Below are 21956 nucleotides of genomic sequence, written 5' to 3' on the forward strand. Positions count from 1 at the left end.
AAAGGGACCAGAACGCGGCTTGCCCCATCTCTCAAGAGGTGGCGCTGCCCCTCACCTGCCTGCCGGCATCCTCTCCTCGTATAGGGACGGGGAGAGGGGCGCTGTCATCAGCGGTTTCGCCAATCACAAGCGTTCGAGAGAGAGAGAGAGAGAGAGAGAGAGAGCCAAGGCTGCGGTCAGCCCTTTCTCCCCGTCACTATACGGGGAGAAATGCCCGGCAGGGCAATGAGGGGCGGTGCTGATCTCCGGTGAGGAGCAAAATCAAACGCGCGCTCTGCCTATCGGCAATAATCTCTACAAAGAGCCGAGCTTGCCCAGATCCTTGGCGACCAGATAGTAGAAAGTCACGCGGCTCTTGGAGCTGTCGGCGGCCAACGCCTTGCAGGTCTTCTCGATCGCTGAGTCGGCTTTCGCCCCGTCGGTCACGCCGAGTTTCTTGGCAACCCAGTTGGTCTTGACGCGCTCCAATTCCTTGGGGTCGGTGCAGGATACCAGCGAGGAATCGCGGTTGCGCAGCGCGATGCCCAGATGTTTCACAATCTTGGCAACCACATCGGCATTTGCGGCGGCGTCGTATTTCTTCACGTCTGCGAGATAATCGGCCATCAAATTTCCCCATGTCGGCGCCACGGGATCCGATCGATGAGGGCTGTGGCGCGCTGCCGCAACTTGTGCGCTCGGTCGATACTCCTCACCATCGCAAAGCTTCGGTTGAGACCGCGCGCGAGTCAACCCTCGGCGCCGCAGTTTGGTGCGGCCAAGAAGTGTCATTGCGGCCTTTCATTTTGTGCGCCCGCCCCCTATATTCGTTTTGTCGGCTTGACCGACTATGGCGATAAATGGGCGATGTAATAAGCCGTTCGGACCCGGGGGCGGTACCCGGCGCCTCCACCAAGAACCGCTCTGTGATCAGAGCGGCTGTTGCTGGGGGCGAAATAGGATCGACGAAGGTGTAAAGATCGTACTTTTGCCCGGCATGGTACCACCGTCATCGGGCTAAACCTGTAGTTGCAAATGACAACTATGCGGAAGCACGTCTCGCCGCGTAAGCGGTGCGATAGCTTCAAATCAAGCCCTAGAGGTTCGCACTTCTAGGCGGGGTTCGGAGGTACCTGGCAACAGAAACCTCCACTTCTCCCCTCCTCGATATCGTACGCTCAATGCCGGCTGCCGCTGGCCGGATTTCGCATGACGATGGGCCGCGAAGCCTACACCAAATTGAGCCATGAGCTGGTGCAATTTGCCGCTGGCGTCGGTCGAAGGCCGTGGTTCTGGCCGGGGCCGGATTACCCCAGACGTGAAAAAGGCCGGGATGACCCGGCCTTTCCGGTCGATTGCGGTCAGCTTACTCGGCCGGCGCTTCAACGGCTTCGCGCGAGCGGCCGAGCGTCAGTTTGGCCAGCGTGAACGAGATTACGGCGCAGAGCGTGATGCCGGCCACCATGGGCAGCGGCGTGCCGTCGAAGAAGATGCCGGCGACGCCCATCGCCAGCGCACCGATGGCGAAGTGCAGCGTGCCCATCAGCGCCGAGGCCGTGCCGGCGATCTCGCCATGCTCTTCCATGGCCAGCACCGACGTCGTCGGGATGACCAGGCCGAGGAAGCCGTAGCCGACGAACAGCAGTGCCGCCATCACATCGAGCCGGTCGACGCCGGTCGCCATGACTGCGAACAGCACCACCATCGTCGTGGCATAGCCGGTCACCGCCACCCAGACGACGCGCTTCAGCCCGAAGCGCTCCGACAGCAGTCCCGTAAGCTGCGACATGCCGATGAAGGCGACCGCATTGATCGAGAAGAACACGCTGTAGACGGAAGGCGACAGCCCGTAATGGTCGATCAGGATGAAGGACGAACTCGAGAGGTAGACGAAGAAGCTGGCGATGCCGAAGCCGGCGATCGCCACCAGGCCGAGGAAATTGCGATCACCCATGAGGAAGCGATAGCCGGCGAGTGCGGTTCCGAAGGAGGAACCGACGCGTTCTTCCGCCGGCCGCGTCTCCTTCAGCGAGGTCGCCAGCAGAATGGTGGCCAGCAGGGCCGCGCCCGTCACCGTCCAGAACACGGCGCGCCAGCCGAAATTCTCGATGATCTGGCTGCCGGTCAGCGGCGCCAGGATCGGCGACACCGAAAACACCAGCATCAGCAGCGACATCAGCTTGGCGGCTTCGGTGCCGGTGTGCAGGTCGCGCACGATGGCGCGCGGCACCGCCATGCCGGCGCTGGCGCCCAGTCCCTGCAGGAAGCGGAAGGCGATCAGCCATTCGATGGTCGGGCTCATGGCCGAACCGATACCGCCGACCATGAACAGCGCAAGGCCGCCGTAAAGCGGCAGCTTGCGGCCGACCATGTCGGAGATCGGTCCGACGACGATCTGGCCGAAGCCCATCGACAGGAAGAAGATCAAAAGGCTCATCTGAACGGCGGCGGTGCCGGCATGCAGATCCTCGCCGATCGAAGGCAACGCCGGCAGATACATGTCGATGGCGAAGGGGCCGATAGCGGACAACAGGCCGAGCACGACCGCGATGCGGAGGAATTTGGGACTCATGGTAAAGGCTTCTTTCAAGTCTGGTTGGCGCCGCCAACGCGACGACTAACCCTAGGACGTTCCATCCCGTTGAAATCCGACGGCTCAGCGAGATTATTCGTCTCTACGGAGCGAATTCACCATTTATTGTGTCCACAAATTTAGACAGCCTTGTCTAATTCGTCAATCACCTCTATATAGATTTCTATGAAGCTTGCCGTTTCTCCTGACATTTTCCCGCCACGCGGCCACGAGGCCAAGCGTATGTCGATTATCGATGCGGCGGCTTCGGTCTTTTGCCGGGAAGGCTTTGCCGGCGCCAATATCGACCTGATCGCGGTGGAGGCCGGCGTGTCGCGCCAGACCATCTACAATCACCACCGCGACAAGGAAAAGCTCTTCATGGCTGTGGTGCGCGATCTGACGGAGCGCTGCAATGCCGGCATCTTCGCCACCTTCGCCTCTTTCCCAGACCAGCCGAAGGATCTGGAAGCCGACCTGATCGGCTTTGCCGTGCGCATGAATCAGAACTGCATCTGCAACCGCGACGGACGCTTCCTGCGCAAGCTGATCCAGACCGAAGGCGAGCGCTATCCCGAGCTCTTCGCAGAATGGCGCGACCAAGGGCCGGGCCGGACCTGGCCCGCACTTGCCGCCCGTTTTGCCCGCCTAGCCCATGCCGGCCATCTCGCGGTCGACGATCCCGATGTCGCCGCACGCCAGTTCCTGGCGCTAGCCAACGCCGAACTGCAGACCACCTTCATGCTAGGCGGCATGCCGTCGGAAGACGAAGTGTTGCAATCCGCCACCCACGGCGTGCGCACATTCCTGCGCGCCTTCGGCAAGCGCAGATCAGCGGCAGCGGTGGAAAAACAGCTGGCCAGCGCCTGAACGCCAAAGCAGGCGATCAAATCGTCCGTTACGGGCTTCGCTTCGGCGCATCAGCGATCTATATCCGGTTTACGCCGCGCTCAAGCTTGATTACAGCTATGCGGACGATTCAACGGAACCCGACCAGCACATGGCCGACGACCACATCCGCTACGACATCCTGGCCCAGGAGGCATTGCGCGGCGTCATGCGCAAGGTCCTGGCCGAAGTCGCGCGCACCGGCCTTCCCGGCAATCATCATTTCTTCATCACATTCCTGACCGGCGCGCCGGGCGTGCGGGTGTCCTCCAGGCTGCGCGAGCGCTATCCCGAACAGATGACCATCGTCATCCAGTTCCAGTATTGGGACCTCAAGGTGACCGATACCGGCTTCGAGGTCGGGCTGTCCTTCTCCGACGTGCCGGAGAAGCTGGAAATCCCGTTCTCGGCCGTACGCGGCTTCTACGACCCATCGGTCAATTTCGAACTCGAATTCGACGTCAAGACCGACGTCCCGGCGGAAGACGATGCAGCCGCCCAGCCGGCTGCCGAGCCTTTGGCTATCGTCTCCGAGAAAAAGCCGAAGGCCGAGAAGAAGGCAGCTGCCACTGAGGCGGAGAAAAAGCCCGCCGTGGCCGATGCCGCCGCCGGCAAGGGCGCCGACGTCGTGTCGCTCGACGCCTTCCGCAAGAAGTAGCGGGACGGTCGGCGCGACATGGGCGAAATCGTCAACCTTCGCCAGGTCCGCAAGCAGAAGGCGCGCACCGAAAAGGAAAAGCTCGCCGGCGAGAACCGCGCTCTGCACGGCCGTTCCAAAGCCGAAAGAACTCGTGACCGTCTGACATCGGACAAGGCCGAAAAATTCGTCGCCGGCCACCGCCGCGAACGCCCGGAAGACCAGGGCGATTGATGGACCGCCCGCGGTGAGCCCGGTCGAAAAACGCTCGGTGACCATCCGCGGCCATCGCACCAGCTATTCCCTCGAAAAACCCTTTTACGACGATCTCCTCGCCATCGCCGCCGCGCGCAAGCTGACGCTTGCTGCCCTGGTCGCCGAAATCGACGAAACAAGGCCGCGCGATGCGAATCTGTCGTCGGCCCTCAGGCTCCACGTGCTGGACTGGGCCAAGCGCGACGCCAGAACTTCTTAGGCCTTTATGACCGCGTCCTGTTTCTTGCGGCGGGTGCCAAATCCCAGGAGCGTCGAGCGATCACGTTCCTCGGCAAGCTTCTTCGACCGGACGCGCATCAGATCTTTCCAGCCGACATAGCCGACCAGCCGCGCGTCCTCGCGCGCGACAACCGGCAGATGCGAGACATTGGCCATCAGCAGCTTGTCGGAAAGCCCCTCGAGATACTCGTCCGGATAGGCAAGCGTGAGCTTGCCGCCGGCAAGCAATTCGCCAAGCGTCGTGGTGCGGTGCTCGCCCGCGCGCCTCCAGCGCAGGATCGCCGGCGGATCGATGACGCCAAGCACCTGGCCGTCTTCGCTGACGACGGGAAAGCTCGGATGCCGCGTCTGGGGCGCGGTCAGGAAGGCGGCTGCGCCATGGAGCGTCATCGTCGCCGGCACGCTCTCCACCTGCGCGGTCATGACCTCGCGCACCCTGGTGAGCGCGAACGGATCGACACGATATTCTCGAACCAGATGATGCCCTCGCCTGGCAATCTTTTCCGTCAGGATCGACCGCTTCATCAACAGCACGGTGACGGCGTGAGCGGCCGCGCAAGCGGCGATCAACGGCACCAGCACATGGGTGTTGCCGGTGAGTTCGACCGCAAAGAAGGTCGCCGTCAGCGGCGCGCGCATGGTGCCGCCCATGGTCGCCGCCATCGCCAGCAACGGCCAGAAGCCGGGCGTCGCCTCAGGCAGGATGCCGGCGAGAACCGCGCCCATGGCGCCGCCCATGATCAGCAGCGGCGCCAGCACGCCACCGGACGTTCCAGAACCGAGCGCCACCGACCAGATGATCGCCTTGACCACCAATAGGACAAGTGCGGCCGTGGCGATCAAGCGACCATCGAGCATGTCGGCGATGTTGTCATAGCCAACGCCCAATGCCTGCGGCTCGATCAGTCCGCCAATGCCGACTACCAGGCCACCGATCATCGGCCACCACATCCAGTGTATCGGCAGCTTCTGGAAAGCGTCTTCGCAGGCATAGACCATCTGGGTCAGCAGGCCGGACAAGAGCCCGGCGCATATCCCGATCAGCACCCAGCCGCCCAGGCCGGTGAACGAAGCCTCCATGCTGCCCTGGAACGGGAAGATCGGCCCCGGCAAATGCAGCATGGTGCGCTCGACCTCGGCAATGATGGCGGCAACCGCCACGGGGATGAAGCTGCGCGGCGTCCATTCGAAGAGCAGCAGTTCCACCGCCAGCATGATGGCCGCGATCGGCGTTCCGAACACGGTGGTCATGCCTGCCGCCGCGCCCGCCACGAGCAGCGTCTTGCGCTCATTGTCGCTGACCGGCAGCATCTGCGCGATCAGCGAGCCGATGGCGCCGCCGGTCATGATGATCGGCCCTTCGGCGCCGAACGGACCGCCGCTGCCGATCGAGATCGCCGACGACAGCGGCTTGAGGATCGCCACCTTGGCATCAAGCCGTGAGCGACCGAGCAGGATTGCCTCGATGGCCTCGGGGATTCCGTGGCCGCGGATCTTCTCGCTGCCATATCTGGCCATCAAGCCGATGATCAGCGCGCCGATCACCGGAACGACGACCGCGGCGTAACCGAGCGGCGTGTCCTGCAGCTTCAGATTGGCAAATGAGAATTGGCCGAAATAAGCGATGTTGGTGGCAAGCTGGATCAGCTTAAGCAGCGCAATACCAGCAAACAGTCCTGCGGTTGCAACCACCACGGCGATCGCCGCGATCAGCAGCACGCGCGCATCGGTAGTGAAGTCGCGCAGGTGATTTTCCGAGGATTTCATATGGCGTCCAGCTTTCCGACGACGCCACGCGCGCCATCCTGTTGTCGGGCCGCTATGTATCGTAACACGATATAAATGTTCAAGGCTGTTCGCGACCGCTTTACCGCGTCATTTTGGACAACGACTGCGCGCCGGCCGTTGAGCTTTTCAGGCAAAGGACGATAGAGATCGGAAATGACCGTGCCAAAGAACCCACGACCAGCCATTTCGCAGGCCGACTACCAGCGCCTGTCCGAATTCCGTTACCTGATCCGGCGCTTCCTCGAATTCAGCCAGACCCAGGCCAACGATGCCGGCCTGACGCCGCGCCAGCACCAAGCGCTGCTGGCGATCAAGGGCTTTCCGGATGGCGGGCCGGTCACGGTCGGTGACTTGGCCGAGCGCCTGCGCATACGCCACCACAGCGCCGTCGAGCTGGTAAACCGCCTAGGCGAGGCAGGACTTGTGATCCGGCATCAGGACAAACACGACCAGCGGCGCGTGTTTTTGCGCTTGACCGAACACGCCGAAGACCGTCTTGCCGAATTGTCCGCCGCGCATCTCGATGAGCTCAAGCGCATCGAACCGATGCTGGGACGCCTGCTGACCCGTCACAAGCAATAGTCCGCAAGTCGCGGACCGGTGCCGTCGGCGATGCGGGTGCCTAATTGCCCAGCGACTTCAGCAGATTGTCGACCGAGAACGGATTTGTCCTGGGCTTCGGCGGCGCCGGGGCCGAACCGTCATTGACGCCGGGAAGTGAGCGGTCGACCTTCGGCGCCTGCTCCTGAGCCTTGCGCTCGGCCTCCAGCCTGGCTTTTTCCTGCGAAGCGATCCGAGCCTGTTCGGCCTCCTTCCGTTCGTCCTCGGCCTTGGCGGCGTCTTCGGCAGCCTGCTCTTCGGCCTGCGCTTTCGCGTCCGCATCTGCCTTGGCCTTTGCGTCAGCCTCTGCCTGCGCTTTCGCACCGGCATCGGCCTTTGCTTTGGCATCCGCCTTGGCCTTGGCATCCGCTTCGGCCTGTGCCTTCGCATCGGCCTGTGCCTTCGCCTTGGCGTCGGCGTCGGCTTTGAGCCGTGCCGCTTCCTCCTGCTTGCGCAATTCCTCGGCGGCGTTGTCGCGCTCGGTCTGCAGGGCGGCGTAGTAGCGCACCTCGCGCCGCAGCCGCTGCTTCTCGAGCAGTGCTGCCTGCATCGCCTCGACCCGCTGCTGCTCCTTTTCCAGCGCGCGCTGGGTCAAAAATTGCGCCAGCGGCTCGCTGTCGAACTGCTTCTTCAGCGCCCCGAACGGCCCATCGACGCTGAAATTGACCGTCGGATCGGAGCCGATCAGCGCCTCGTCGCCAGGCTTGTAGGTGACAGCGCCCTTGGTGGCGACGGTGCCGGTGTTGAGGTCGGCCGTGATGTCGGCAGACAGCGTCGCCGCCTGGTTTTCGAATTTGATCGGTGGTGCCCGCAACGTGCCGCCGGCGACCGTGAAGGCGATGTCGGCATCGCCGGCAGCAAAGCTGCCGCCGCCAGCGATCTCAGGTGCAAAGCCCGCGGTCTTGGCCACGTCGATGTCGCGCCCGATCGCATCAGCCTTGGCAATCAACGCGCCGAAGGCATCGGGATTGACGCCGGCGATGGTGAGGCCTTTCAGCGCCGCCGTGCCCGAGCCGGAGAGTGCGGCAATCATCGCGTCGACCGATTTGCCGCTGGTCGACAGCCCTGTCGAGAAATCGCCGTTGCCACTCAATCCGGCAGCCGGCAGCACAGTCGCCAGGTCGGCGCCGGCAAGCCTCATCTGGCCGGAGAACAGCCCCGTGCCGTCTGTGTTCTTCAACTCGAACAATCCGGTGAGCGCGCCGCCGAGCAGTTTTGCCTTCAGGTCCGAAACGCGGATGCCTTCCTGGTTCAGTTTCAACGACAGCGACGCGTCATAGGCTGTCGCCAGCGGTCCGGCGGCAAGCGTCGCCGTCGTCAGGTCGAGATCGGCGCTGAACGGCAGGCTGGATTTCTGGCTGAATGGCGCCGTCGGCCAGTTCGCGTTGCTGCTGAGGAACGACTGGTCACCGAACAGCGCAACCGCAATCGGGTCGAGGTCCAGTTCGTCGAGCGCCAGCGCACCGGCAAAATGCGGCAGCCCCTGCTTCGCATCGATGTTGACGTCGCCCGAAATCTCCGACTCGTTGATGGATCCGCTGAGGCCGCTCAACACCAGCAGGCCGTTGCCGAAATCGGCATCCGCGCTGAGCGAGGTCGAGGTGCCCGTTCCCATGCCCGGCAGGCCGGCGCCGGTCGTCATCAGCCAGGGCTCGATATCGGAAGCGTCGAGGCCGATCTTGCCCTTGGCGGTGGCGCCTTGCGGCGTCTGAGCGACGGTGCCGTCGAACGTCGCCCTGAAGTCATCGGCGGCGAAATTGAAGCTAGTCGCCAGGCCGCCGCCGAGCGTGCCTTTGGCCGAAATATCGGTGCTTGCCTGGCCGAGCATGCCGAGCGGCAGCGCCGGCAGGCCGTAGAGCGCCAGCAGCACGGTGGCGTCGGGATTTTTGGCGTTGAAGGTCACCGTCACCGGCGCGTCGAGCAACTGGCCGACGGCACCCTTGCCCGACAGCGACGCCGAAAAGGCCGAACCGCCGGCCTTGCCTTGTCCGCTCACCGCCAGCCCGGTCGTGCCGTCGCCATTGTCGGCGGCGCTCGCCACCATATCGACGCGCGCGTCCTGGAACAGTTCAGGATAGGCGGCCGTGCGGCCAGCCAGTCCCTTCAGCATCAGATTGTCGGGATAGTGTTGCGCGGCAATGTCGATCAGCGGCTTCAGATCGACGGCGACCACCGAGGCATCGAGCTTGCCGGTCGGGCTTGCCGGAAAATCCTTGATACGGCCGGTGGCGCTGATCGAGGCGCCGGCAAGGCCGCCAATCGACAGCCGGTCGATTTCGAGCAGCCCGTCGCGGAGCCGGAGCGCGGTATCGACCGTGTCGGCGGTGAGCCCGCCAGCATTGACCGGCCCTGCCTTGATCTGAAAATCGAGGTCACGGTCGGAAAAGCGGTTGGCGCCCTTGTCGCTGACGAAGATCGAGGCGAAGGCCGTCAGCCCGTCGACATCGAGTTCGCCGCCCTCGAGCCGCATCAGCACCGAGGACTTGGCGTCGTCGGGCTGGCTGGAATCGATGCGGCCGGTGAACTTCGACTTGCCGAGGATCAGTTCGAGATCGCTGAACGCCTGGCGCTTCTCCGACAGGTCCACCTTGGCCTTGAAGCCGGCGGCCGGCAGCCGGCGGATCGCCTCGTCGACATCTTTGGACAACCAGGCAGCAAAGCCGGAAGGCTGCGCCACCGCCAGCAGCATGGAGCCGCTGAAACCGAAATGATCTTCGACGCTGAGCATGCCGCTGGCTTCCAGCGTCGTGCGCCCGGGCAAGGTCGCGGCCAGCGATTTCACCGACCAGCCGCCCTCGACCGGCTCGGCCGAGAGATGCACGTCGCGCACCGTGGTGTCGCCAGCCACCACCGCCGGCAGCTTGACCTCGACAGTGCCGGGGATGCTCGTCTTCGGCAGTTCGAGCAGCGCCTGCTCGATCCCGGCAATGCGCTGGTCCAGCGTCAGGCCGGCGCCCTTCTCAGCGCCCACCGCCTCGTCCAGTTGCACCTGCGCGCCATTGGCCTCGATGGCGAAGTTCGGCCTAAGGCCGAGATCGACCGAAGCCTTGCCGTCGGCTGTGTAGGGATTGTCGAGCGGCCCGGTCTCGAAGCGGAATTCGTCGACGCCAAGCTTCTGGTGGTCGAGCGAGAACTTGCCGTTCAGCCTGAACCCCGGATCGGGTTTGCCGGCGCTGATTTTGACGCTCTCGCCATCGCCGCCGCGCAGTTCGGCGCTGTTTTTGTCGTTGCCGGAAATCTTGAACTGGCCGGAATAGACGGCAGCCCCATTGACGATGCCGGCATTGCCGTCGGTTTCGATGACCAGTGGATAGGCATCGGGATCGACCTTGAGCCTCAGCCGCATCTGGCCGCTGCCTTCGGCCTTGCCGGTCGAAGCCGCAACCGTCGAACGCAGGCCATCGAGCAGCAACGTTCCGTCCATGCGCCACGGCCCGGCCAGCGACTTGGCAGAGATGGTCGAATTGATCTCGGAAATCAGATGGCTGCGCCCGCCTGCGGCATGGCGGAGCGCAATTTCTCCCTCCGTCACCGTCAGCTTCTCGATCGAGATCTGGTTGAGGTCGAAGGGCGAGGACGGCCGTATCGCCCAGTCGACCGTGCCGTTATCGGCGATGTCGATCGTCGCCTTCGGATGCACCAGCCGCATATCGAAAATCAGCACTTCGCCGCGCAGGAACGGCGCCAGTTCCGCGTCCATCGAAAAGGTCTCGACGGTCATTGCCTGCTGGCCGCCGGGGCCGCCGGCGACCGTGACGTTTGAGAAGGTCACCGAGGGGAACGGCAACAGCCGCGCCGTGGCGTCGCCTTGCACCGTCACCTTGCGGCCGAGAATGGCGCTCGCCTCGCGCTCGAATTGGGCGCGGTACCCGGTCCAGTCGACAAAATACGGCACCACCAGCGCCGCAACCAGCACCAGCACAAACAAGCCACCGAAGATCACGAACAGGCGTGCGAGCATCAGCTCCGAACGGGTTGATTGAAAGTCAGCCGCACTCTACCCGCATCAGCGTGTCGATAAAGAGGCAATTCATCCAGAGTTGCTTAATCTCTGATGTATCTGGAAGAGCAGAGATTTTTGGACGCCTTTGACCGCGGTCCGGCCTGTGCGTAAGAGACTATCCTGCCATGGCCCGTCGGCGATATTCGTTCAGCAGCACCACCATCTCCTCGGGGGCCAATGTCCAGCCCTGGGGTAATGCGGCTTCGGCGCCCAGGCTTTTGGTCACGCTGCCCATGACGGAGCTTTTGACCCCCGGTGCGAAATTGTACCCGATCATATCGCCGATTCTGCGCCGGCGATGGACGACGAAGAAGCTTTCGATATTCTTCCAGGGGACCAGGTTGGGCGATCGAACAAGGCCTCCGCCGAGACTGAAACCTTGTCCGTTCAGCACCAGAATCTGCGGCCGCACAAGCTGCCAGGCAAACACCAACGCGACCAGCCCGAAAAAGGCCACGCACCACCAAAGGCCGGCGGTGTCGCCGTCCTCGGAGACATAAATCAGGAAAGCGCAGGCCAGGACAAAGAAGAGGCTGGCCGACAGCAGTAACAGTGTCTTGCCAAGCGATGCCCTTATAATCAGGGTATCCATTGCCGCTCCTCACATTTCGGCTATGCAGGTAATATCTTGCCCGGGTTCATGATGTCTTGCGGGTCGAGCGCTTTTTTTATGGAGCGCATGATGTCGACACCATGGCCGAGCTCATGGCGCAGGAAGCCGATCTTGCCCTGGCCGATGCCGTGTTCGCCGGTGCAGGTGCCGTCCATGGCGATCGCCCGCATGTTCAGCCGCGCCACGAATTTCTCCGCCAGCGCGATCTCTTTGGGGTCGTTGACGTCCATCAGCACCAGCACATGGAAATTGCCGTCGCCGGCATGGCCGACGATCGGCGCAACCAGGCCCATCTCGGCAATGTCGGCCTCGGTTTCGGCAACGCACTCGGCCAGCCTCGAGATCGGCACGCAGACATCGGTCGAAAGACCCTTGGCGCCCGGCCGTAGCGTCAGCGACGCCCAATAAGCATCGTGCCTGGCTTTCCAGAGTTTCGTGCGCTCCTCGGCGACGCTGGTCCACAGGAATGGCCCGCCGCCATTGTCTTCAGCAATGGCACCGAAGGTTTCGGCCTGTTCGGCGACACCGGCATCGCTGCCGTGGAACTCGACGAACAGGCACGGGCTCTCGGGGTAATCGAGCTTGGAGTAATTCTTCATCGCCCGCATCTGCAGCCCATTGACCAGTTCGATGCGAGCCACCGGAATGCCCATCTGGATCGTTGCGATGACAGCGTTGCAGGCCGCCTCGAGGCTCGGAAACGGGCAGACGCCGCCGGAGATCGCCTGCGGTATGCCTTGCAGCTTCAAGGTCAGCGAGGTGATGATGCCGAGCGTGCCTTCCGAGCCGACCAGAAGCCGCGTCAGATCGTAGCCGGCCGAGCTCTTTTTCGCCCGCTTGCCGGTCGTCACCGTCTCGCCATCGGCCATGACGGCCGTGAGCGACAGCACGTTTTCACGCATCGTGCCGTAGCGCACCGCATTGGTGCCGGAGGCCCGCGTTGCCGCCATGCCGCCGAGCGAAGCATTGGCGCCGGGATCGATGGGGAAGAACAGGCCGGTATCGCGCAGGTGCCGATTCAAATCCTCGCGCGTTACGCCAGGCTCGACCGTGCAGTCGAGATCCTCGGGGTTGACCGACAGGATGCGGTTCATGCGCGAGGTGTCGACCGAGATGCCGCCACCCGGCGCGTTGGTGTGGCCCTCCAGCGAGGAACCGACGCCGAAGGCGATGACCGGCACGCGGTGCGCGGCGCAGGCACGTACGATCTCCTGCACCTCTTCTGTCGTCTCCGGGAACGCGACACCGTCAGGCGCCTGCGTCGGAATATAGGTGGTGGTATGCGCATGCTGCGAGCGGATCGCCGCGCCTGTCTGGAAGCGTTCGCCGAGCTGCTGCTTGAGAATGCCGAGCACGGCGGCGATGCCTTCCTCGTTGCGTTCGACCGGATTGAGGTCGCTCAGAGCCATGAATTCCTCCGCGAATGGACCAGCGTCCACGCTTGTTATGCGATTATGGATGCGTAGTCTCGACTGCCGCGCTCTGTCCAGCACCAGAACAAGGAACTTTCCATGCCTGTTCCCGCCCCCTTCGTTTCCAAACCGATGGACATCGAGAAGGACTGGATCGACTACAACGGCCATCTCAACATGGCCTATTACAACGTGTTGTTCGACCGCTGCTCGGATGAGGCGTTCGAGGCGATGGGCATGGGGCTGGACTATGTCAAAGAGCGGCGCCTGACCATCTACACGGCCGAAGTCCATGTTTGCTATGTCCAGGAACTGCACCTCGAACACAAGGTCGTCGTATCCTTCCAGCTGATCGATCACGACGACAAGCGGCTGCGGGCCTACCAGGAAATCCGCCATGTCGATGGCTGGCTCGCCGCCACTTCCGAAACCCTGTCGCTGCATGTCGACATGTCCGGGCCGAAAGTCGCGCCCTTCCCCGCCGACGTGCAGGCCAAGGTGGAAGCGATGCGCGCCGCCCACTCTGCACTGCCGATGCCCGAACGCGCCGGCCGTTCGATCGGTATTCGCCGCAGGACCGCTTGAAGCGCTGCCGCGCCCGCGTTAACCTTACCAAGGTTTTAACGTGAACAAGCCATTTGAGCCATTGAACGACTCAGCGGACCGTTTGAGAACGGTGCCATGCGAGTTGCGATGCGGGCGGCGGGCAACAGGCGGTTCGAGGAACGTGCATGAAAACCGACATCAAGGTCGAGGTGGACAGGCTGGCTGCCGATCCGCGCATCACCGACTATGATTTCTGGCGCTCGTTGAAGAACGTCGACAACGAGATCTTCCACATCGCCAACAACAACGAGCCAATCCCCTTCGACATGATCCGCTGGCGCGCCATCCTGAAGCAGGCGCGCATGAAGCGTGGCCACGCCTGACGTTTCCCCTGCTCTGAGAAGCCGACACTGGCGAGCGCCGCCACGGACAATTGCGACCTGATCATTTCCAAAGGTCTGCGCCAGCCCCGCTTTCAGCGAATCGGCTGCATCCGACAACCTTCAAAAACCGTTCATTTCGACAGTTTGCGCAACCGGCGATTCGGTTTCGCAAACGGCTGCCTGCGACAAGAAGATCAAGATTGAACCAATTCCACGTCTAAGCCGTTGTGACCCCTGAAAAACGGCTTGGAGTGAAAGCATGGACTGGAAAAGGACCAGGGAACCGGCCGACGCATGGCACATGACGGACAATCTGCATGCCGAGCACGGCAAGGGCGATCCGTTCGCGGCCGCCATCCGCGCCACCCGCATGTCGATGGTCATCACCGATCCCCGTCAGGCGGACAATCCGATCGTCTTTGCCAATGACGCGTTCCTGCGCCTGACCGGCTACGAGCGCGACGAGGTCATGGGCAAGAACTGCCGCTTCCTGCAGGGGCCAGAGACAGACAAGGCAGCTGTGGCTAGCGTGCGCGACGCGATAGCAGCGGGAACCGATATCGCCATCGATCTGTTGAACTACCGCAAGGACGGCTCGACATTCTGGAATGCGCTCTACATCAGCCCGGTTTCCAACGACAAAGGCGAACTCCTGTTCTTCTTTGCCTCGCAGCTCGATGTCTCCGATCGCAAGCGCTCCGAGGATCGCATCACCGCCGACAAGAACCGCTTTGAAAGGGCTGTCAAGGAACGCACGCGCGAGCTTGAGGCCGCCCTTGAGGCGCAGACCACGCTGCTTCACGAGGTCGACCATCGGGTGAAAAACAACCTGCAGATGATCTCCTCGCTGATCATCATGCAAAGCCGGGCAATCAAGGATGAAGCGACAAAGCGATCGCTGACCACCATGCTGGAGCGCATCGAGGCGCTGAGCACGGTGCATCGCCGTCTCTACCAGTCAAAGGATGTCAGCCGCTTCGATGTCTCGGATTTCGCCAGGGATCTGGTCACCGACCTGCTGACCGCATCCGGACGCGCCGAGATCAAGCCGACGCTGGACCTCGAGCCCATCGTCATTCCGGCCGAAAAAGCCACGCCTGTTGCCTTGATGGTCAATGAGCTTGTCACCAACGCGCTGAAGCACGCCTTCAAGGCAAAGCCGGACGGCACCACCGCGGGGCGCATCGGCATCAAGATGAGCCAGCCCGACGGCCACTTCAACATCGAGGTTTCCGATGACGGCGTCGGCATGGCCGAGGCCAGCGGCGATGCTTCCTTCGGCATGCGGTTGATCAAGTCGCTTGCCCGTCAGTTGCATGCCGACATCGAATGGCGCGACGCCGGCCCGGGCACAAAGGTCGTCATCTCGATGCCGAACGAACCGCAGCAGAAAGGGAAGCTGTCATGAACGAACCGCTCAAGGTCCTGATCGTCGAGGACGAGGCGTTGCTGGCGATGGAACTGGAAAGCCTAGTCGAGGAAGCCGGCCACAGCGTTGTGGGTTGGGCGACATCCTTGGCCGAAGCAAGAGGTATGATTGATACCGCCGACGCCGATATTGCCTTTGTCGATATCCACCTCGCCGACGGACCAACCGGGGTCGAGGTTGCCGAGCATATCCGCGAGGGTAACCGTTCCATGGTGGTGTTCATGACCGCCAATCCAAAACGCATCCCCGACCATTTCGCCGGCGCGATCGGCGTCATCGCCAAGCCCTACACGATGAACGGACTGGTGTCGGCGTTGCGCTATCTGCAGGAGGGCGTGCGGCGCCCGCCCCCGGTCTCGGTGCTGCCGGCCGGTTTTACGCTGTCGCCGGCCTATGAAAGCGTATGGGCGTCGTCGGCGGCCTGAAGCTTACGCGAGCTTCTCCTTGAGGAAAGCGATCGTCCGTCCCCAGGCGAGATCGGCTGCCTTCTTGTCATAGCGCGCGGCCGAGGTGTCGTTGTTGAAGGCATGGTTGACGCCGTCATAGACATAGACGGTGTATTCGACATGGGCGGCGTCGAGCGCCTTCTTGTAGGCATCGATGCCGGCGTCGATGCGCTCGTCTAGGCCGGCATAGTGCAGCAACAGCGCCGCCTTGATCTTCGCCACATCCTCGGCCTTCGGCTGCATGCCGTAGTAGGCGACGCCGGCGGCGAGATCGGGCGCGTTGACCGCCAGATTGTTGACCGTGCCGCCGCCCCAGCAGAAGCCGACAGCACCGACCTTGCCGTTGCCGTCCTTCTCGCCCTTGAGATAGGCGATGGTCGCCAGGCCATCGGCGGTGACCTGGCTGGCGTCGAGCTTGGTGAACATGTCGCGCGCCTTGTCTTCGTCAGCGGGCGTGCCGCCGAGCGGCGACAGGAAATCCGGCGCCAGCGCCACGAACCCTTCCAGCGCAACGCGCCGCGCCACATCCTTGATATGCGGGTTGAGCCCCCTGTTCTCATGCACCACGATGACGGTGCCGAGCTTGCCGGACTGGTCCGCCGGCCTGACCAGATAGCCCTTCATCTCACCGCTGCTGCCGGAATAGGTGATATCTTCAGCCTTCACGCGCGGATCGTTGTCGGCGACGATTGCCGCCTGCGCCGAATTCGCCGCCAGCAGCGGCGCGATCGCGGCCGCCGCCGCGCCCGATCCGGCAAGCCTGGTCAGCTGCTCCATGAAGCGGCGGCGGTCGAGCGTCAGATGCGTGTATTCGTCATAGGCATCGATCATCGCCTGGGTGATGGCAGGTTTGGCAGGTTTGACGGCTTCGGCGGTGGGTTTCGTCATGGCGTGCTCCTCGTTAGGAGATGATCACGGTCACCTGGAAATGACCTTGCGGTCATTCCGGGTTGACCTCGAGAGTCAAGATAGGGTGGAGGCTCGCATGGTCCAGTCACGGATGGGTGACGCTTGGGCCATCGAACGATGCGGCGGCCGGCGGAAATCGGCGCGTGCATCACATTTTGGTCATTTCAGAGAATTTCGATGGTGCCGCCACAATATGGAAGGAAGCTGATGATGGTCCCGCCCGTAGCGGCGAGCCCGACGAGAAGGAACAACGCCATGACCTTGTCCACTCCGATCCTTGCAAGCGCGCTCGTGCTTGCTGTTGCTGCCTTGCTGGGAATGCGCTCCGCTGCTGCCGCAGCCGCCGCTCGGATGGTGAAGGTCCGCGTCGACCGGCGTCGGCCGGCACCACGCTGATCCAGCAGGCCGAAACAGGGCCGCAGCTAACCAATGAAGTACTGGGCTCCGTGCCCAGCCCCAAAGGCCATCTCTTACGCAAGCTGACCAAGGCTGCTGCTGCCCCTCATCGCCCTGCCGGGCACTTCTCCCCGTATAGTGACGGGGAGAAGGATGCCGTCATCGATGATTTCGCCAATCGCCAGCGTTGCAGGAAAGGGCGCCAACGCTGAAGCTGCCCCTTCTCCCCGTCACTATACGGGGAGAAGATGCCGGCAGGCAGATGAGGGGCGGCGCGACATTGCCAGAATATCTGCCGGGCCGATCACCTACCTAAGTCACATCGTCCTACTTCGGCAGCGTATAGGCCATCACATAGTCGCCGGGCTTGGTGCCGACCGAGCCGTGGCCGCCGGCGACGATGACCACGAACTGGCGGCCGTCGGCGACGGTGTAGGTCATCGGCGTCGACTGCCCACCGGCCGGCAGCCTGGCCTGCCAGAGCTGCTTGCCCGATGTCAGGTCATAGGCGCGCAGATAGTCGTCGACCGCCGCGCCCAGGAAGACGACACCGCCGGCGGTGATCATCGGCCCGCCAATGCCGGGAACACCGACCTTCAGCGGTAACGGCAATGGCGTCATGTCATAGACGGTGCCGTTGCGGTGCTTGTAGGCGATTTTGCCGGTTCTGAGGTCGGCCCCGGCCACATAGCCCCATGGCGGCGCCTGGCAGGGCACGCCGAGCGGCGACAGGAACGGCCCCATCACCACCGCATAGGGCGCGCCCTCATTGCGGTTCAGCCCCTGTTCGCTGCCGCGCCCCTCATCCGGGGGCGGCACCTGGTCGCGCGGAATGAGCTGCGATTTGAACGCCAGATAGGTCGGCATGCCGAACATCACCTGCCGCACCGGATCGACGGCGACGCCGCCCCAGTTGAAGGTGCCGAAATTACCGGGATAGACCAGCGAGCCCTGCACCGATGGCGGGGTATAGCGGCCCTCGTAGCGCAGGCCCTGGAATTCGATCCGGCAGGCCAGCTGGTCGAACATGGTGATGCCCCACATGTCGGCGCCGGTCAGCGGCCTCGGATTGAAGGAGAGATCCGAGACCGGCTGCGTCGGCGACGTGTGATCGCCCTCGACAGCGCCGCCCGGCGCCGGCACTTCCTTGATCGGGATGATCGGCTCGCCGCTGCGCCGGTCGAGCACGTAGAGGTCGCCCTGCTTGGTCGGTCCGACCAGGCCCGGAACGACGCCGACAGCGGTGGTGATGTCGACCAGGGTCGGCTGTGCCGGCACATCCATGTCCCAGAGGTCGTGATGCACGGTCTGCCGCACCCAGCGCAATTGCCCGGTGGCGAGATCGAGCGCGGTGATCGAGGAGGAAAACTTCTCGACATTGGCGCTGCGGCCCATCCCGAGCTGGTCCGGCGTCTGGTTGCCGAGCGGCACATAGAGCAGGCCGAGCTTCTCGTCGGCGCTTGCCGTCGACCACATGTTGGGCGAGTTGTGGGTGTAGGTCTGGCCTGCCGCCAGCGGCGTTGTCTGGTCCGGATTGCCGGAATCCCAGTTCCACACCAGGGCGCCGGTGTCGACGTCGAAGGCGCGGATGACGCCGGACGGCTCTTGCGTCGAATAATTGTCGTTGACCGCGCCGCCGATGATGATCTTGCCGCCCGCAATCAGCGGCGCCGAGGTCGAGTAATAATAGCCCGACTTCGGATACGGCATGTTGGTCAACAGATTGAGCGTGCCGGCTTCGGCGAAGGACGGGCAGACCTGGCCGTTGGCGGCGTCGAGCGCGATCAGCCGCGCATCCGAGGTCGGCAGGTAGACGCGTGTCGCGCAAGGCTGGCCGGCGGCGATCTTGGCATCGGCATAATAGGACACGCCGCGGCAGGTCTGGTGCTGGCGGTCCTTGTCGAGCTTGATCTTGGGATCGAAACGCCATTTCTCCTTGCCGGTGGCGGCATCGATGGCGATGGCGAAATTGTGCGGCGTGCAGATATAGAGCGCGTCGCCTACCTTCAGCGGCGTCACCTGGTAGGTGGTTTCGCCGACATCGTCCGGCCCTTTCACGTCGCCGGTCTGGTAGGTCCAGGCCGGCTGCAATTTGGCGACATTTTCGGGCGTGATCTGGTCGAGCGGCGAATAGCGCTGGCCAAATTGCGTGCGGCCGTAGAAGTGCCATTCGCCCGGAGGCACGTTGCCGCCGAGATCGGCAGTCGGCGTCACCTTGTCGGCGCTGAGGTCGCCGGCGATGTCCTTGGGATCGGCCGTCATTGAATAACCGGCGACGGCGAGCGAAGCGAGCACGGCCAGAATGAGCGGCGCTCGCGCGTCGGGGCCGGTCAGGCCCCGCCTTGCCCAAGGCGTCAGCAGCCACAGCGCCAGAAGCACGATGATGCCGCCGCGCGGTCCGAGTTCCCACCAGTCGAAGCCGATTTCCCACACCGCCCAGGCCAGCGTGCCGAGCACGATCGCCGCGTAGAGCCAGAGCGCCGTCGATTTGCGCCGGAAGAGCAGCCATGCGGCGATCAGGAAGGCGAGACCGGTGACGACATAGTACCAGCTGCCGCCCAGCATCGCGAGCCAGACGCCGCCGCCGCCAAGTGCGAGGCCGATGAGGAACAGGATGAGGGAGGTGATGACGACAGCCAAGACGATACTCCTTCGACTGATGCGCATTCCGCGACGCGGCCATGGGCAAAGGCATGCCAATCCTGCCCCCGGCGGTACAACCTTCTCCCGCCCGCCGTGCCTGTCAAGCCGCCGGGGAGCGATCCATGGCGAAACCAAAAGGCCATGCCGCAGGCTCTCTTGCGTAACAGGGCGTTTTTCGAGGCCACACGCCAAGGTGGCAATCCCGCCTTGCCGGCATCCGGGTTTTCCAGCAGTCTGCGTTGGACCAACCATCAGGAGCAACCAGAGTGACGTCATTCGCCTCGCCTCTGACGCGCGTAGTCCTTGTCCTCTGTAGCTTCGTCGCGCTCAGGGCCGGCACAGTGGCCGCGCCGGCACAGACGCTGAGCGAGATCAACAAGGCAAACGGCTTTCACGAGATGCTGATGGGCATCGGTCCCGGCATCGCCGCAGCCACGAAATCCATACCCGAACCGTTACCGGCAAATTTCCAGGACGCCTTGTCGGTCGCGCTGGAAGGCGCCTTCGACGCAGTCAAAATGGAGACTGCCATCGAATCGCGGATGGCGGACAGGCTGTCGGCCACCGATCTGTCCGACCTCGCAGCGTTTTACGCTTCCCCGTTGGGCAAGCACGTCACCGCTTTGGAAATTCAGTCGTCTGGCCCGGAAGGCAGGCAAGGCAAGAAGACAGAGGGCAAGCAAATCCTCGCCGAGCTTCCGACCAAGGATCCAGCGCGGCTCGAATTGTACCGCAAGATCATCGACGATATCAGCGCTGTCGACACCGGCGAGGCGATAGCGCTGAACATGAGCTACGCGATGGTTACGGGGATGCTGGGCGCAGCCGGAAAGCCTCTGTCGGACGAACAGATCATGGCGCTGGTGCGTCAGCAATCCGTGAAAATTCGCCAGAACATCGAACAGAATGCCATGCAGGGTAGCGCTTATACGTACCGGGATCTCTCGCTGGGCGATCTCAGATTGTACTCGAGATTCCTGGCGTCACCCGCGGGCAGCCGCTATTACGACCAGATGCTGACGGCCTTTGGCATGGTGATGACAGAGGAAGCGCGCTCGTTCGGACATCGATTGTTCGTCGCGCTCGGTTACCGAAAGGCCTGAGCCGCGGTATCGGGCACTTTAGCAGAACAAAACGTAGACACTTCTGGTCTTTCGCTACCGAATCACTACATTCGGGGGAGATGTCCGGCTTTGCGGAAGACATGCCCTTTTTCGACGAACCCAATGCGCGGCCCGCGGCCCCGTCGGGCATAGCCGCGCGCGCCATGGCGGCCCGCAGCGGACCCAACAGCGCGCCCGATTATCTCAACGGCCTCAACCCCGAGCAGCGGCTGGCGGTGGAAACCACCGAAGGCCCGGTGCTGGTGCTGGCCGGCGCCGGTACCGGCAAGACACGCGTGCTGACCACCCGCATCGCCCATATCCTGGCCACCGGCAGGGCTTTTCCCTCGCAGATCCTGGCGGTGACCTTCACCAACAAGGCCGCGCGCGAGATGAAGCAGCGCATCGGCCATCTCGTCGGCGAAGCCGTCGAGGGCATGCCGTGGCTCGGCACCTTCCACTCCATCGGCGTCAAGCTCTTGCGGCGGCACGCCGAACTGGCCGGGCTCAAATCCGATTTCACCATCCTCGACACCGACGACGTCGTACGGCTGATCAAGCAGCTGATCCAGGCCGAAGGCCTCGACGACAAGCGCTGGCCGGCCAAGCAGTTCGCGCAGATGATCGACGGCTGGAAGAACAAGGGCCAAGGCCCCGCCGACATTGCCGAGGGCGACGCGCGCAGCTTCGCCAACGGCAAGGGCCGGGAACTCTACAAGGCCTATCAGGAGCGGCTGAAGACGCTGAACGCCTGCGACTTCGGCGATCTGCTCTGCCACCCGATCCGCATCTTCCGCGCCAATCCGGACGTGCTGAAGGACTACCACAAGCGCTTCAAATACATCCTCGTCGACGAGTACCAGGACACCAACACCGCGCAATACTTGTGGCTGCGGCTGCTGGCGCAAAGACCTACCTCCCCCTCGATGGGGGAGGTCGCGCCGCGGAGCGGCGCCGGGGGGGGGGGGCGCGGCCGGCCCCCCCCCCCCCCCCCCCGGCGCGGGGGGGGCGGGGCGCGCGCGCCCGCGGGCGGGGCGGGGGGGGGCGCCCCCCCCCCGCGCGGGCGCCAGCCCCCCCCCCCCGCGGCTGCGCGGCGACCCTCCCCATCCAGGGG

General features: G+C 63.4%; 20 protein-coding genes and 1 other RNA gene. 13 read left to right on the forward strand and 8 right to left on the reverse strand.

Annotated elements, in window-relative coordinates; all coding sequences use genetic code 11:
- Window positions 1–294: 294 nt before the first annotated feature.
- A complete protein-coding gene (locus tag NKH38_RS25700; protein WP_023668323.1) occupies window positions 295–606 on the reverse strand; it encodes a DUF2853 family protein in 312 nt (103 codons plus the stop codon).
- A 168-nt stretch (window positions 607–774) separates the two neighbouring features.
- Here NKH38_RS25700 and ssrA point away from each other — a divergent pair.
- Window positions 775–1133: a transfer-messenger RNA gene (gene ssrA / locus NKH38_RS25705) on the forward strand.
- 212 nt (window positions 1134–1345) lie between these two features.
- Here ssrA and NKH38_RS25710 read toward each other — a convergent pair.
- On the reverse strand, window positions 1346–2551 hold the full coding sequence (locus NKH38_RS25710) for a multidrug effflux MFS transporter (RefSeq protein WP_023667417.1): 1206 nt from the start codon (window positions 2549–2551) through the stop codon (window positions 1346–1348).
- 186 nt (window positions 2552–2737) lie between these two features.
- Here NKH38_RS25710 and NKH38_RS25715 point away from each other — a divergent pair, with 186 nt between their 5' ends.
- From NKH38_RS25715 to NKH38_RS25730, 4 genes are all read left to right on the forward strand, one after another.
- Window positions 2738–3421 (forward strand): TetR/AcrR family transcriptional regulator, encoded by a 684-nt coding sequence (locus tag NKH38_RS25715; RefSeq protein ID WP_023668320.1) that lies wholly within the window; start codon window positions 2738–2740, stop codon window positions 3419–3421.
- Window positions 3422–3551: 130 nt separating this feature from the next.
- Window positions 3552–4097, forward strand: coding sequence for an SspB family protein (locus NKH38_RS25720; RefSeq protein ID WP_023667419.1), 546 nt, complete (start codon window positions 3552–3554; stop codon window positions 4095–4097).
- A gap of 18 nt (window positions 4098–4115) precedes the next feature.
- Entirely contained in the window at window positions 4116–4310 is a 195-nt protein-coding gene (locus NKH38_RS25725) for a DUF4169 family protein (protein ID WP_023667420.1), read from the forward strand.
- Between the two features lie 13 nt (window positions 4311–4323).
- Window positions 4324–4551, forward strand: coding sequence for a ribbon-helix-helix domain-containing protein (locus NKH38_RS25730; protein WP_023729323.1), 228 nt, complete (start codon window positions 4324–4326; stop codon window positions 4549–4551).
- Here NKH38_RS25730 and NKH38_RS25735 read toward each other — a convergent pair.
- Entirely contained in the window at window positions 4548–6338 is a 1791-nt protein-coding gene (locus NKH38_RS25735; RefSeq protein WP_352742436.1) for a chloride channel protein, read from the reverse strand. The two genes, NKH38_RS25730 and NKH38_RS25735, sit on opposite strands and share 4 nt — an antisense overlap.
- A 174-nt stretch (window positions 6339–6512) precedes the next feature.
- Here NKH38_RS25735 and NKH38_RS25740 point away from each other — a divergent pair, with 174 nt between their 5' ends.
- Window positions 6513–6941 (forward strand): MarR family winged helix-turn-helix transcriptional regulator, encoded by a 429-nt coding sequence (locus NKH38_RS25740; protein WP_027050603.1) that lies wholly within the window; start codon window positions 6513–6515, stop codon window positions 6939–6941.
- Between the two features lie 40 nt (window positions 6942–6981).
- Here the strand turns inward: NKH38_RS25740 and NKH38_RS25745 are convergent, their stop codons facing one another.
- From NKH38_RS25745 to NKH38_RS25755, 3 genes are all read right to left on the reverse strand, one after another.
- Window positions 6982–10920: an AsmA family protein gene (locus NKH38_RS25745; protein ID WP_352761887.1), complete on the reverse strand. Its 3939-nt coding sequence runs from the start codon at window positions 10918–10920 to the stop codon at window positions 6982–6984.
- A gap of 157 nt (window positions 10921–11077) precedes the next feature.
- Window positions 11078–11554 carry a hypothetical protein gene (locus NKH38_RS25750; protein WP_352761888.1) on the reverse strand — a complete coding sequence of 159 codons (477 nt, stop codon included), beginning with the start codon at window positions 11552–11554 and terminating at the stop codon, window positions 11078–11080.
- A 20-nt stretch (window positions 11555–11574) separates the two neighbouring features.
- Window positions 11575–12984, reverse strand: a complete 1410-nt coding sequence (locus NKH38_RS25755) for an FAD-binding oxidoreductase (RefSeq protein WP_352761889.1) — start codon at window positions 12982–12984, stop codon at window positions 11575–11577.
- A gap of 102 nt (window positions 12985–13086) precedes the next feature.
- On the opposite strand from NKH38_RS25755, the gene NKH38_RS25760 reads away from it, so the two are divergent.
- From NKH38_RS25760 to NKH38_RS25775, 4 genes are all read left to right on the forward strand, one after another.
- Entirely contained in the window at window positions 13087–13572 is a 486-nt protein-coding gene (locus NKH38_RS25760; RefSeq protein ID WP_352761890.1) for a thioesterase family protein, read from the forward strand.
- Between the two features lie 146 nt (window positions 13573–13718).
- Window positions 13719–13916, forward strand: coding sequence for a hypothetical protein (locus NKH38_RS25765; RefSeq protein WP_352761891.1), 198 nt, complete (start codon window positions 13719–13721; stop codon window positions 13914–13916).
- A gap of 259 nt (window positions 13917–14175) precedes the next feature.
- The gene (locus NKH38_RS25770; RefSeq protein WP_352761892.1) at window positions 14176–15324 is read left to right on the forward strand and encodes a histidine kinase dimerization/phosphoacceptor domain -containing protein; all 1149 of its coding nucleotides are present in this window, start codon (window positions 14176–14178) and stop codon (window positions 15322–15324) included.
- Window positions 15321–15770 (forward strand): response regulator, encoded by a 450-nt coding sequence (locus tag NKH38_RS25775; RefSeq protein WP_023668313.1) that lies wholly within the window; start codon window positions 15321–15323, stop codon window positions 15768–15770. The genes NKH38_RS25770 and NKH38_RS25775 overlap by 4 nt, the downstream gene beginning before the upstream one ends.
- A gap of 3 nt (window positions 15771–15773) precedes the next feature.
- Here the strand turns inward: NKH38_RS25775 and NKH38_RS25780 are convergent, their stop codons facing one another.
- Entirely contained in the window at window positions 15774–16679 is a 906-nt protein-coding gene (locus tag NKH38_RS25780; RefSeq protein WP_023668312.1) for a dienelactone hydrolase family protein, read from the reverse strand.
- A 164-nt stretch (window positions 16680–16843) separates the two neighbouring features.
- Here NKH38_RS25780 and NKH38_RS25785 point away from each other — a divergent pair, with 164 nt between their 5' ends.
- On the forward strand, window positions 16844–17308 hold the full coding sequence (locus NKH38_RS25785; RefSeq protein WP_352761893.1) for a hypothetical protein: 465 nt from the start codon (window positions 16844–16846) through the stop codon (window positions 17306–17308).
- A gap of 115 nt (window positions 17309–17423) precedes the next feature.
- Here NKH38_RS25785 and NKH38_RS25790 read toward each other — a convergent pair whose 3' ends face one another.
- Entirely contained in the window at window positions 17424–19763 is a 2340-nt protein-coding gene (locus NKH38_RS25790; protein ID WP_502896602.1) for a glucose/quinate/shikimate family membrane-bound PQQ-dependent dehydrogenase, read from the reverse strand.
- Window positions 19764–20143: 380 nt separating this feature from the next.
- Here NKH38_RS25790 and NKH38_RS25795 point away from each other — a divergent pair, with 380 nt between their 5' ends.
- Together NKH38_RS25795 and NKH38_RS25800 are read left to right on the forward strand one after the other, a co-directional pair.
- On the forward strand, window positions 20144–20842 hold the full coding sequence (locus NKH38_RS25795) for a DUF2059 domain-containing protein (RefSeq protein WP_352761895.1): 699 nt from the start codon (window positions 20144–20146) through the stop codon (window positions 20840–20842).
- A gap of 80 nt (window positions 20843–20922) precedes the next feature.
- A partial coding sequence (locus tag NKH38_RS25800) for an ATP-dependent helicase (protein WP_352904580.1) occupies window positions 20923–21956 on the forward strand: 1034 nt, incomplete at its 3' end.

Source organism: Mesorhizobium sp. M1078, from assembly GCF_040318615.1.
Taxonomy (GTDB): Bacteria; Pseudomonadota; Alphaproteobacteria; order Rhizobiales; family Rhizobiaceae; genus Mesorhizobium.

What these genes read in the sequence shown, in the direction of transcription:
- NKH38_RS25780 (WP_023668312.1), bottom strand. Translation starts at nt 16,679, where the DNA reads ATGACGAAACCCACCGCCGAAGCCGTCAAACCTGCCAAACCTGCCATC.
- NKH38_RS25740 (WP_027050603.1), top strand. Translation starts at nt 6,513, where the DNA reads ATGACCGTGCCAAAGAACCCACGACCAGCCATTTCGCAGGCCGACTAC.
- NKH38_RS25790 (WP_502896602.1), bottom strand. Translation starts at nt 19,763, where the DNA reads ATGCGCATCAGTCGAAGGAGTATCGTCTTGGCTGTCGTCATCACCTCC.
- NKH38_RS25745 (WP_352761887.1), bottom strand. Translation starts at nt 10,920, where the DNA reads ATGCTCGCACGCCTGTTCGTGATCTTCGGTGGCTTGTTTGTGCTGGTG.
- NKH38_RS25725 (WP_023667420.1), top strand. Translation starts at nt 4,116, where the DNA reads ATGGGCGAAATCGTCAACCTTCGCCAGGTCCGCAAGCAGAAGGCGCGC.
- NKH38_RS25795 (WP_352761895.1), top strand. Translation starts at nt 20,144, where the DNA reads ATGGGCATCGGTCCCGGCATCGCCGCAGCCACGAAATCCATACCCGAA.
- NKH38_RS25760 (WP_352761890.1), top strand. Translation starts at nt 13,087, where the DNA reads ATGCCTGTTCCCGCCCCCTTCGTTTCCAAACCGATGGACATCGAGAAG.
- NKH38_RS25720 (WP_023667419.1), top strand. Translation starts at nt 3,552, where the DNA reads ATGGCCGACGACCACATCCGCTACGACATCCTGGCCCAGGAGGCATTG.
- NKH38_RS25735 (WP_352742436.1), bottom strand. Translation starts at nt 6,338, where the DNA reads ATGAAATCCTCGGAAAATCACCTGCGCGACTTCACTACCGATGCGCGC.
- NKH38_RS25770 (WP_352761892.1), top strand. Translation starts at nt 14,176, where the DNA reads ATGGACTGGAAAAGGACCAGGGAACCGGCCGACGCATGGCACATGACG.
- NKH38_RS25775 (WP_023668313.1), top strand. Translation starts at nt 15,321, where the DNA reads ATGAACGAACCGCTCAAGGTCCTGATCGTCGAGGACGAGGCGTTGCTG.
- NKH38_RS25755 (WP_352761889.1), bottom strand. Translation starts at nt 12,984, where the DNA reads ATGGCTCTGAGCGACCTCAATCCGGTCGAACGCAACGAGGAAGGCATC.
- NKH38_RS25715 (WP_023668320.1), top strand. Translation starts at nt 2,738, where the DNA reads ATGAAGCTTGCCGTTTCTCCTGACATTTTCCCGCCACGCGGCCACGAG.
- NKH38_RS25750 (WP_352761888.1), bottom strand. Translation starts at nt 11,554, where the DNA reads ATGGATACCCTGATTATAAGGGCATCGCTTGGCAAGACACTGTTACTG.
- NKH38_RS25710 (WP_023667417.1), bottom strand. Translation starts at nt 2,551, where the DNA reads ATGAGTCCCAAATTCCTCCGCATCGCGGTCGTGCTCGGCCTGTTGTCC.
- NKH38_RS25765 (WP_352761891.1), top strand. Translation starts at nt 13,719, where the DNA reads ATGAAAACCGACATCAAGGTCGAGGTGGACAGGCTGGCTGCCGATCCG.
- NKH38_RS25700 (WP_023668323.1), bottom strand. Translation starts at nt 606, where the DNA reads ATGGCCGATTATCTCGCAGACGTGAAGAAATACGACGCCGCCGCAAAT.